We start from the raw sequence: 9,886 nt of genomic DNA, 5'->3' as shown, positions 1-9,886 counted from the left end.
TCGGAGAGGCATAGCGGAGAAGCAAAGGAATGCCATCCCTCGATGCGACCGCTGCATTCTGAGGCAGTTATGTGACAGGAATAAGTAAACAGTCGCTGCGTGATGGCAGTTATTGTTCCGTAAACAGGAATAACTGTTCGTGCACGTAGCAAATAGAGGCATTACTACTCTGATGCCGTGGGGCCGGTGATATCGGGTGCACTTCGCTGTGCGCATGAACGCAATGAAGCCGCTACGGCGTTCTGGATGAACGCGAACACCTCCGCTTCGCCACCAGAAGATGGCGCGCGCACGCCCTGGTTGTGTCGCAGTAAGGGAGAGGAGAGTAAGCGGCGGAAGTTGGCAACGGCCGTATTGGTTAAGCGGCCGGCGAGTAAAACTGCTGCGCCGCGGACGCAGCGCTCCCATCGGCCTTGGCCAGCATGTGCATGATGCAAGCGAAACTGCCCACATTGCGGTCGATACCGCAACATCAAGGATTGGCGACGTCGGACCTTTGACACTGGGCTGGGTACGATCCGTGTGCGCGTGCCGCGTGTGAAGGCTTGTATGTGTCTGCCCGAGCCACTCGATGAGCAAGGCGAGATCGATGAGTTTCGAGAGACTCTCTGCCCAATTGAAAGGCTGCTACCTCCACGCACGGCACCCGAGGTCGCTTACCTTTGTGCGCGCTACTGTCGAGGGAAGCCGTTAAATAGCCCGGGACTGTCTCTGCCAAGGCCAAGACAACCGTCGCTGGGCAATCCATGGAAACGCTCGCTGAATGAGTTCGTGGAATTCTTGGTTCAAGAGGGCGCGCGCACTTGCAAGACACTGTGTGCCCCCACACGACTCCAACGCATATGTTGGCTTTTACACATGCAGCGGCCATTGATTCGATTGATTGATGATTCGACGAAGCCGGTCGCGATTCGTAGGCCAATACGCTGCCGGGAGCGATAGTCGATCAGCGACTCAAGATTGCTATTGAGGTAACTGATCAAATCTATGAGCTTGCAGCGCGCCTGTCTGTCTTCGCGGCTTGAGTTCGGGTCAAGTCTTTCGCGCAACTCAAGCAGACGACACAGTTCCTTACCGAGCTTCTGCCAACGCACCGTTTGCCCGGTCCACACGAATCTGCGAAGGCGAACAAACAGATCCCACAACTCGAATGCTGACCCGTTGGCCGTAAGGCGCACCCCTTTCAAGGTGACGAAAATTAGGGCACCCTCCGTGTTCTCGGTCAAAAACCGGAGTCAATGGCGTGGCACTGGACGCAGTGGTGGAACGCCTTATCGAACACAGCCCGATCAGCGTGATGGCGCTCCTGGAGTTGCAACGCGCCCTTGATCCGGCCTGGATCGACGAGTTGTTCGAGCAAGAGCGTGAAACGCAGTACACGCGGGAGTTATTGATCTCGACGACTGTGAAAATCATGTCGCTGGTCGCCGTGGCGCTGCGCTCGTCGGTGTATGCGGCAGCCAAGGCCAGTCCGGCGCTGCCGGTTTCCATCACCGCGCTGTACGACAAGCTCAGCCGGACCGAGCCGGGGCTCGTGCCCTGGTGCAAGGCAGTGCGCAGCGGTTGGCGCCGGTCGCGCAACCGATGTTGCGCGAGCAGCCGCCATCGGTGAATGGCTATCGCCTGCGCATCGTGGATGGCACCATTTGCCGGCGAGCGAAAAGCGCCTGAAACCATTGCGTGGGTTTCGGGGCGCGGCCTTGCCAGGGCAGTCATTGGTGGTCTATGACCCGGACACGGCGATGATCGTCGATCTGGTGCCCTGTGAAGATGCGCATGCCCAGGAGCGGGCCATCATGGAAACCCTGCTCGCATCGGCCCAGCCGGCCGAGCTGTAGATCGCCGATCGCAACTTCAGCACCCGGGCGATTCTTGCCGGCTGGCAGCGTCGCAACTTCACGATGGCTTGCAGCACCGGATCGACGGGCTTACTAAGTAGTTATCCCCTAGTCCAGAATGCGAATCAGAGCCCGGAATTTTCGCCCTTTCCTATCCTCTCGCTCGGCGAGGCGAAGCTCACCCCGGCGCTGGGCTCCTGTTCGGCAAGAAGTGGATCGTACCATGGGAGTCGCTTATCTCGATCTTGTGGAAATTCAAAATGGCGAGCGTATTGTCCGGTATCGCTATGATGCGGCTGCCAAAGCGGGACTTCGATCCCTGCGAGAGCATCCCGCCGCAGCGGGGATTCGTTGATATCAGCTCGGCTGAACGATGCGCCGGGCTTGTCAACAAGAAGACTGCGCATGGCACTCATCGAGACAGCCGAGTAGCGATGCTATAGCGGACTGTTCCGCTACTGTCCTTCCTGCATGGCGCGCGGCTACCACTGCCTCTTGCACCAAATGGAGGGCGCGACTCGATGTCCTGCGCAACGTTGGCCAGTGGAATCGAATCGCGGGCGCTCAGTGACGCCTTTCGACGGCGACGCCGCCCGTGCTTGAAACGCCCGCGAGTCTTCAGATCGCCGACGGATGGCGAGCTAGCGGCGTAACCTGGATGGCCATATAGGGAAACAGCGGCAGCGATGACAACAGCTCGTGCAACTCATCGTTGCTTTCCACATCGAAGATGCTGATGTTGGAATAGCGGCCCACCACGCGCCAAAGGTGTGGCCACTTGCCCGCCTGCTGAATTTCGAAAGCACGCGCCTTCTCGGCTGCCTTGATGGCGTCGGCGCGGTCTGCCGGGAGGGAGTCTGGGATTTTCACGTCTATCTGAACGCAGTAGAGCATGGTGTCTCCTTGTCTGTTAAATGTAGTGCGGGAGGCCGGCCGCGTAACGGCGCTCAGCCTGCGAAGTCGTCGCCGGTGATCGGCGCGGTACGAAAGGGCTTGAGTTGGCCGATGAAGGTTTTTCCGTGCTCGAACCACGCCTTGCGGATGTCGGATGCCATATAGATGGCGTAGGCAGCGTCGTTCTCGAACGAGCATTCGCCGATGGCGTCGACGTGGCCGATGTCGAAGAAGGGCACATGGGTGTCGGTTGGCTGCTCGGCGACGAGGCGGACCTCATACTTGTGCAGGCCCGGCACATCGTGCGACATCTCGTAATGGCGCAGGCATTCCGCGCGGAAAGTTTCGTTGGACATGCCTTCTGGCTTGACCAGCAGGTACAGCATGCGAATCATGTTGACTCCTCTTGGTACTGAATTGGTGCGATTCTAGGTTTTGCGCTCCCTACCGGGATCGCACCGCTCGTCAGGTAGGCGCCCGCGCTGAGTCGGTCAGCGGCCCTACTTTATAGTTATCGTCCGATTCGCCGATGTGCTCGATGGCGATGCCGCGCGTTTCGGGCAGCAGCAGTATGCCGAACACGGCGAAGGCATAGGCCACGAGGCAGAATGCGCCCATGGCATTGGCCAGGCCGATATGGGTGGACAGCACGCCGACGCCGACAACGGAGCCAGCGCCTACCGACTTGCCCACGTTGTAAGCGAAGCCCATGCACGTCGTGCGCACATTGGTGGGAAATAGTTCGCTGAGGAAAGGCCCGAGGGCGGCGAACATGCCGATTGCCGAGAAACCGACCAAGAAACCCAGGATCGCGGTGAGAGTGGTGTTTAGCGGCAGCAGCATATAGCTGACGGTGACGACCCACGCGCAGATCGACAGCAGGATCAGCGTGGGGCGCCGCCCGATTCGATCGCAAAGATCGGCCGCCACCGCGAAGCCGCAGAACGAGCCGAAGGCCATGATGAAGACAGTGACGATCATCGATGTGGCGGCGACTCCTCGCTGGTTGAGCAGGGATGGCAGCCAGACCAGGATGGCATAGCATCCAGCCTGTAGCCCGATCACCAGCACGCTCGACAGGATGAGTGAACGCCCGTATTTGCGGTTGAACACCGAGGCCAGCGAAGCAGGCCGTGTGCGGCTCTGCCGTGCGCGCTCGAACATCGGCGCGTCCTTGATATGGCGCCGGATGAACAGCACGATCGACGCCGGGATGATGCCGCTCCAGAATGCCACTCGCCATGCCATCTCCTGCGGAAGCCAGGCCAGCAGCAGCGTGGCCAGGACGACCGCCAACGCCCAGCCCAGAGCGAAGCCCGATTGCACATAGCCCATGGCCTTGCCGCGGTGCTTGGGGTCGATCACTTCTGCCATCAGTGCCGCGCCGACCGCCCATTCACCGCCAAAGCCCAGGCCCTGCAGCGTGCGGGCGACCACGAGTTGGTGATAGGTCTGGGCGAAGCCGGCGAGTACGCCGAACAGTGTGAACCAGATGATCGCCAGCACCAGGATGCGCGCGCGGCCGTAGCGGTCGCTGAGGATGCCAGCACCCCAGCCGCCGATGGCCGTAACGATCAGCGCCACGGTGCCGAGCACGCCAACTTCCGCCTTGGTCAGGCCCCACGCGAGCGTCAGGGCGGGCAGCAGGAAGCTGAACATCTGCATGTCGAAGGAATCCAGCGCCCAGCCCGAATAGCAAGCCCAGAACGTCTTCTTTTGCTGGGGTGTCCCAGTCTTGTACCAAGTTAGCATGGTTGTCTCCTGTTTCTTTCTGTCTTTCTCTATGATTCGCCGACGCTTGTGCGCGGGTAGCCGCCAGGCGCCGGCTTTCGTGCCCAGTGCTAGGCGTACTCGGCTCTTACCATGGTGGTGAAATCGAGTTCCACGTCGGTAACCGACTGGAGCGTCTGCGGTGACATGTCGCCGATGATCTCGATGACCGACACGCCAAGGGGACCGATGGCAAACGTGCCTAGTTCGGTATACACGCGGCTCACGCAGGCGACCCCTGTCAACGGATAGCTGCACTGGCGGCGCAGCTTGCTGGTGCCGTCCTTGGTTAGATGGTCCATCATGACGAACACGCGCTTGGCCCCAATGGCCAGGTCCATCGCGCCGCCCACGGCGGGGATGGCATCAGGCGCGCCGGTATGCCAGTTGGCCAGGTCACCGCGCACCGATACCTGAAATGCACCGAGCACGCAGATGTCGAGATGGCCGCCGCGCATCATGCCGAAGGCGTCGGCGTGGTGAAAGAATGCCGCGCCTTTCTCCAGGCGGATCGCCTCCTTGCCGGCGTTGATAAGGTCCCAGTCCTCCTGGCCCGGCTCGGATGCCGACCACTGCCCAAGCACGCCGTTTTCGCTGTGCAGGATGACCTCGCGGTGCCGGGGCAGGTGGTTGGCTACCAGTGTGGGCAGGCCGATTCCGAGGTTGACATAGGATCCGTTGGGAATGTCCCGTGCCACGCGCGCAGCCAGTAGGTGTCTTGCCACTTGGTCCATCGCTCTCACCCTGCCTGCATGACTTCAGCTTGCGCGACTGCGGCGTCGCGCAGCACCACGCGGCTAACGAAGATCCCGGGCGTCACGACGTCCTCGGGGTCCAACTCGCCCAGTTCGCAGACGCGAGCCACGGCCGCGATCGTCTGGCTTGCCGCCATCGCCATGACGGGTGCGAAGTTGCGCGCAGTCTTGTTATAGATGAGGTTGCCCCAGCGGTCGGCCGCCGCGGCGTTGATCAGCGCGACATCGACATGGAGGGGGTGCTCGAGCACGTAGCCGCGACCGTCGATCTGGCGTGTCTCCTTGCCCTCAGCCAGCAGCGTGCCGTAACCGGTGGGAGTGTAGAAGGCGCCGATGCCGCTTCCGGCGGCGCGCAGGCGCTCGGCCAGCGTGCCTTGCGGCACGACTTCCAGCTCGATCTGGTCGGCGCGGTACAGTTCTTCAAATACGTACGCATCGCGTTGGCGCGGGAAGGAGCACACCAGCTTGCGCACGCGGCGGGTCTTGAGCAGCGCCGCCAGTCCGGTGTCGCCGTTGCCGGCGTTGTTGCTGACCACTGTCAGTTCCCTGGCGCCCTGCTTGATCAGCGCGTCGATCAGTTCGTCGGGCATGCCGGCGCCGCCGAATCCTCCGATCGCGATCGTGGCGCCGTCGGGGACGTCATTCACGGCCTCGCGCGCCGTTCCATAGAGTTTGTCGATCATGTCTCGCTTCGCATGTTGTCTGTCGAATCTAGGTTGCCACGCGACCCGAGCGTGCACAATTTCAGCTTTTGCAAGCGCCCTTAGCGCTGGGTTAAGGCGTGGGGCGAGCGCAGGCAAGTGTTTTCCATGAGGTGATGCGAATTGCGTCCCGCGGCGCTCGTCGACTGCAGAACGGCAAAGCTGCGCGAGCGGTCGCCAGCGGACGAACGGAAGGCAAGAAGGGAAGGCCGCGGAGGATCCGCCTTCCGCGATCAGGCGCTGCGACCCGGCGCGTACCGGGCGATCAGCCGGTTGGCAAACTCGCGGGAAAAGCTGGACAGGCCATCCAGATCGCGTGCACAGACCTGGAATGTGCGAACCGCCCAGTCATCAAGCAGGTTGCAGGCGCCGATGCGCTGGTCGCCCTTGAGGCGCGCGAACGCGGCCTTGGGCATGATGGCGATGCCTGCGTTGGCGGCCACCATGCGACAGATGGCATCGTAGCTGGCCACATGGACGCGAATGGTCATGGGCTTGTGCAACGCGCCGGCAGCGCGTGTCATGAACACCTGGAAGGCGCTGCCCTCCAGCAGCGCGACAAAGGCGTAGTCCAGCGACTGCTCGAACCAGACATCACCCTCTGCCAGCAAAGGATGGCCGAGCGGCGCCACGAGGATCAGCGCGCTCTTGACGAAGGGCACCGCCTGCAGGCCCGCGGTGGGCACATTTCCGGAGATGATACCGAGGTCCGCGCCACCTTCGCGCACCACGCGGACGATGTCGTCGCTCAGGCGCTCGCGCACGTCGATGCGCACATCAGGGTGGGTGGCGAGGTAGTCGCCGATGACCGGGGGCAGGTACTCGGTGATGGCCGTGGTGTTGGCCACCAGTTTGAGCTGCCCGGAAAGGCCCGCCGTGAAAGGCTGGAGGTTCCCCGTGAGCCGCTCCAGCTCGGCAAGCACCACGCGGGCATGCTGCAGATAGACTTCGCCGGCGGCCGTCAGCGTCACGCCCTGGGGCGAGCGCTCCAGCAGGCGGACCCCCAGCGTGTCTTCGAGGTTCTTGATGCGGTTGCTGACCGCCGGCACGGAAAGGAAGGAGCGCTCCGCACCGCGGGTCAGGCTGCGTGTTTCCGCCACGTTGACGAAGAGGCGGAAATCCGTGATGTCGAAGGGAACGGCCATGCTGCCCGGCCGCTACCAGCTTGCCGGCTCGAAGCGGAAGCCCTGGTCCTGGCGCCTGACGTAGCCGCAGTAGGGATCGCCGAAATGCACCGGCAGGATCAGCGCCTCGCGGTCAGCCGCCCGGTTGAGGAAGGCCAGGCGTGTGGCGCGCGCCAGGTCGGGACGGATGCAGTAGCCGGAGTTCACGTCCGGGCGCACAATCTGCAGCGGGCTGTGCAGGATGTCGCCGCAGAAGATCGCTTCCTCGCCCTGGGAACGAACGCGGAACACCACCTGGCCAGGGCTGTGGCCCGCTGCCGGCTCCACCTGCAGGCAGCCGGCGACCTCCTGTCCGGGCACCATCATCTCAGCGAGGCCTTCGCTGACCACCGGCATCACGCTGTCGAAGAATGACTCGCCGAACACGTCCACCACGCCGGGCTCCTTGTTGCGGCCCTCGTCGCAGAAAACGAAGTCATCCTTGGGGATGTAGTAGCGCGCATTGGGGAAGGTCGGTACCCAGCGGTTATCCTGCCAAGTGGTATTCCAGCCGACGTGATCCGCGTGCAAGTGCGTCATCACCACATGGGTGACCTTCTCCGGTGGAGCGCCGGCCGCGATCATCCATTCGCGCACGAGGGTGTTGAGCATGTTCATGCGCGCGATACCGGCGCGCGGCTTGAAGTTGCCCACGCCGGTATCGACCACGATGATGTTGTCACCGGCGTGTACGACCCAGAACTGGATGGTCACAATCAGCTTGTTCATGTGCGGGATCCAGTGGTGCGGCACCATCAGGTCCACATTCGCGTCGAGCACGGCACGGTCGATGTCGGGGAAGAGGAAGGCCGGATCGTGCGTTGGCCCCATGTACTCGAGGATGCGGGTGATCTTCAGGTCGCCGACGGTGCGCGATTGCATCATGTGCGTTGTCTCCTTGATTCTTGTGGGCGGCTTTGGCAGGGGTCAAGCATCCGCGATCTCCATCGCCGCGCCAATTTCGCATTTCAAAAGAGGGCTTTCAGGCGTCTTCATGCGCGGGAACAGATGCCCGACAACGGCGCGTGTGGTGCCTCGTTGGAAAAGTGCTGGGGCGGCCGGATGGTCAGAGGTTCGACAAGGATGGGACCCGATGGATGCGTACTGCTTCGCTGCATACATGCCGCCGGACGCGTTCGGATATTCGTCGGAGTATGGGACGCAATGTTTTCGACGTCCAAGACCCATAATGTCTCAACCCATACCTGCAGGGTATTGCGCGAACAGGCTACCGCCCAGAAATGAGTGTGGCGTACTTCATCCGACCGATCCCGTTGATGAATCGCGGTGAGTCCAGATCGTCGCGCACCGAAACCCATGCCCTCCCGCGTCCCAGAAACAAAGTAACTGGCCCGAGACGGGGCGGACGTGACTGTAAGGCGGGACGTCAGCCGGAGATCAGGTCGTATTTCATGCAGACATCGGACGGATTGGCCTGCCATTGATATGCCTGTGACGCTTGTACCTCTGCCGGTAGCGCGCGGCGCGGCATCAACGTAAACCCGTGACGACTAAAGTAAGTCGCAAAGCGCATCGCTAACATCACTGCTTGTCGACACCCTCCAGCTCGGGCGCGCATGAGTGCAGCTTGCACCAGAGACGAAGCGATACCACGGTCGCGGTAATCGGCAAGCACGGCAACAGGCCCGATGATTGCAGTGTCACCATGCCGTTCCACGCCAGCACAACCGACGATCAAGGATTCGGTGATGGCGATATGGAATGTGGTTGCAAATAGATTGAGGGCCGAAGCATCAAGCCCGCATTGTTCGAGGATGCTAATAATCTGTGGCGCTTGGCCGGTGACGGCAGCGCGAATGGAAATGCCTCTCATTTTGACCCCTCTCGCTTCGGCGTTTAGCCGGATGTTTTTTTCGCGACTTCATCATGGTGTGCTACCACCGTTTATTTGTTATGTCGTGTAAAGATTCCCACAGGGCCGGGTGGCCTTTGGAGTCAACCACGGTTCGGCAGTCGGACCGCCGCTGGCGAGTATGGTTATGAGTCTCCCTTCCGACTATCCCCCAATCGTGTTACGCGTTGCAAAACGCCATCACGGCACCATCACAACGGCCGAACGCCCAGCAACTTGAGCCATTTGTGTTGTCCAGCATCTTGGCGACGATTCAATATCCTGCGATATCAATCTGTCGGCCGCGCCATCCAATGCTGAGACAGGCCGCATGGCGGAGATTTCCGTAGCCAGATTGCTCGTACCTGTCTGCCCGATACAGGATTGGCTGGAATCGAGGCCGACAGCTGGCGCAGCGCCTGGTTGTGGGTCGCGATGCCATCGATTTAGCTTCGCCGCTTCGCCATCGCCCGGATGCCGGCCTGCTCGGCGAGAGCCGAACGCGCGCGGTGAATGCTGGTGCGGAGTCTGTTGAGGTACAGAGATCGTGCGAGCGATGCTCACCATGCGTAAGACCAATCACATGACCAAAACGCTCTGATTTCTATGCGAATTTTGTCCTTAAGTACGCTTTTCGACAGTTGCTGAAAGGCAACGTCAGGGCTATGGATGCTCAGCATTCGTGAGACTACGTCGAACTGGCCAAGAAAAACAGCGGGCGAAACGCACCACAGGGACGTTGTTTCTCACGGAAAAGCTACGCTCGCAAGAATGATGAGCGCGGCTCGCACGAATGACGATCTTCAACAACAACACATGTTGAGGATCGCTAATTCCACTAGCGGTGACCGCTATATCCGCTAGCAATCACATGGATGTAAACCATTGATTTATATGGAGAAACGGTCGTTCA

The 9,886-nt window shown here is 61.1% G+C and carries 9 protein-coding genes and 3 pseudogenes; 3 read left to right on the top strand and 9 right to left on the bottom strand.

The genetic code is table 11. From position 1 onward, the window contains the following. Positions 1–435: 435 nt before the first annotated feature. Positions 436–672: pseudogene (locus ACYP5B_RS49625) on the top strand (ISKra4-like element ISBugl3 family transposase); the annotation flags it as partial. A gap of 18 nt (positions 673–690) precedes the next feature. Here the strand turns inward: ACYP5B_RS49625 and ACYP5B_RS49620 are convergent. Continuing rightward, positions 691–1,175, bottom strand: a pseudogene (locus ACYP5B_RS49620) (ISKra4-like element ISBusp5 family transposase); the annotation flags it as partial. 122 nt (positions 1,176–1,297) lie between these two features. Between ACYP5B_RS49620 and ACYP5B_RS49615 the strand changes: the two are divergent. Beyond that, positions 1,298–1,835, top strand: a pseudogene (locus tag ACYP5B_RS49615) (transposase); the annotation flags it as partial. Positions 1,836–2,061: 226 nt separating this feature from the next. Next, positions 2,062–2,193, top strand: a complete 132-nt coding sequence (locus ACYP5B_RS49610; protein ID WP_459574807.1) for a hypothetical protein — start codon at positions 2,062–2,064, stop codon at positions 2,191–2,193. A 263-nt stretch (positions 2,194–2,456) separates the two neighbouring features. Here the strand turns inward: ACYP5B_RS49610 and catC are convergent, their stop codons facing one another. From catC to ACYP5B_RS49570, 8 genes are all read right to left on the bottom strand, one after another. Then, complete coding sequence (catC, locus tag ACYP5B_RS49605; RefSeq protein WP_459574806.1) at positions 2,457–2,732, bottom strand: muconolactone Delta-isomerase; 276 nt, start codon at positions 2,730–2,732, stop codon at positions 2,457–2,459. Between the two features lie 53 nt (positions 2,733–2,785). Continuing rightward, positions 2,786–3,127, bottom strand: coding sequence for an EthD domain-containing protein (locus ACYP5B_RS49600; RefSeq protein ID WP_459574804.1), 342 nt, complete (start codon positions 3,125–3,127; stop codon positions 2,786–2,788). Positions 3,128–3,197: 70 nt separating this feature from the next. Continuing rightward, the gene (locus ACYP5B_RS49595; RefSeq protein WP_459574802.1) at positions 3,198–4,484 is read right to left on the bottom strand and encodes an MFS transporter; all 1,287 of its coding nucleotides are present in this window, start codon (positions 4,482–4,484) and stop codon (positions 3,198–3,200) included. Positions 4,485–4,573: 89 nt separating this feature from the next. After that, on the bottom strand, positions 4,574–5,236 hold the full coding sequence (locus ACYP5B_RS49590; protein ID WP_459574801.1) for a 3-oxoacid CoA-transferase subunit B: 663 nt from the start codon (positions 5,234–5,236) through the stop codon (positions 4,574–4,576). 5 nt (positions 5,237–5,241) lie between these two features. Further along, positions 5,242–5,940: a 3-oxoacid CoA-transferase subunit A gene (locus ACYP5B_RS49585; protein WP_459574799.1), complete on the bottom strand. Its 699-nt coding sequence runs from the start codon at positions 5,938–5,940 to the stop codon at positions 5,242–5,244. A 251-nt stretch (positions 5,941–6,191) separates the two neighbouring features. After that, a complete protein-coding gene (locus ACYP5B_RS49580; RefSeq protein ID WP_459574797.1) occupies positions 6,192–7,103 on the bottom strand; it encodes a LysR family transcriptional regulator in 912 nt (303 codons plus the stop codon). A gap of 12 nt (positions 7,104–7,115) precedes the next feature. Further along, the gene (locus ACYP5B_RS49575) at positions 7,116–8,006 is read right to left on the bottom strand and encodes an MBL fold metallo-hydrolase (RefSeq protein WP_459574795.1); all 891 of its coding nucleotides are present in this window, start codon (positions 8,004–8,006) and stop codon (positions 7,116–7,118) included. A 502-nt stretch (positions 8,007–8,508) separates the two neighbouring features. Then, positions 8,509–8,955 carry a GNAT family N-acetyltransferase gene (locus ACYP5B_RS49570; RefSeq protein WP_459574794.1) on the bottom strand — a complete coding sequence of 149 codons (447 nt, stop codon included), beginning with the start codon at positions 8,953–8,955 and terminating at the stop codon, positions 8,509–8,511. Between the last annotated feature and the right edge of the window lie 931 nt (positions 8,956–9,886).

This window comes from Cupriavidus sp. 8B (assembly GCF_054589115.1).
This window is presented reverse-complemented; position numbering and strand designations above follow the sequence as displayed.

Coding starts and splice junctions, on each gene's coding strand:
- ACYP5B_RS49610 (WP_459574807.1), top strand. CDS start 2,062: ATGGGAGTCGCTTATCTCGATCTTGTGGAAATTCAAAATGGCGAGCGT.
- catC (WP_459574806.1), bottom strand. CDS start 2,732: ATGCTCTACTGCGTTCAGATAGACGTGAAAATCCCAGACTCCCTCCCG.
- ACYP5B_RS49600 (WP_459574804.1), bottom strand. CDS start 3,127: ATGATTCGCATGCTGTACCTGCTGGTCAAGCCAGAAGGCATGTCCAAC.
- ACYP5B_RS49595 (WP_459574802.1), bottom strand. CDS start 4,484: ATGCTAACTTGGTACAAGACTGGGACACCCCAGCAAAAGAAGACGTTC.
- ACYP5B_RS49590 (WP_459574801.1), bottom strand. CDS start 5,236: ATGGACCAAGTGGCAAGACACCTACTGGCTGCGCGCGTGGCACGGGAC.
- ACYP5B_RS49585 (WP_459574799.1), bottom strand. CDS start 5,940: ATGATCGACAAACTCTATGGAACGGCGCGCGAGGCCGTGAATGACGTC.
- ACYP5B_RS49580 (WP_459574797.1), bottom strand. CDS start 7,103: ATGGCCGTTCCCTTCGACATCACGGATTTCCGCCTCTTCGTCAACGTG.
- ACYP5B_RS49575 (WP_459574795.1), bottom strand. CDS start 8,006: ATGATGCAATCGCGCACCGTCGGCGACCTGAAGATCACCCGCATCCTC.
- ACYP5B_RS49570 (WP_459574794.1), bottom strand. CDS start 8,955: ATGAGAGGCATTTCCATTCGCGCTGCCGTCACCGGCCAAGCGCCACAG.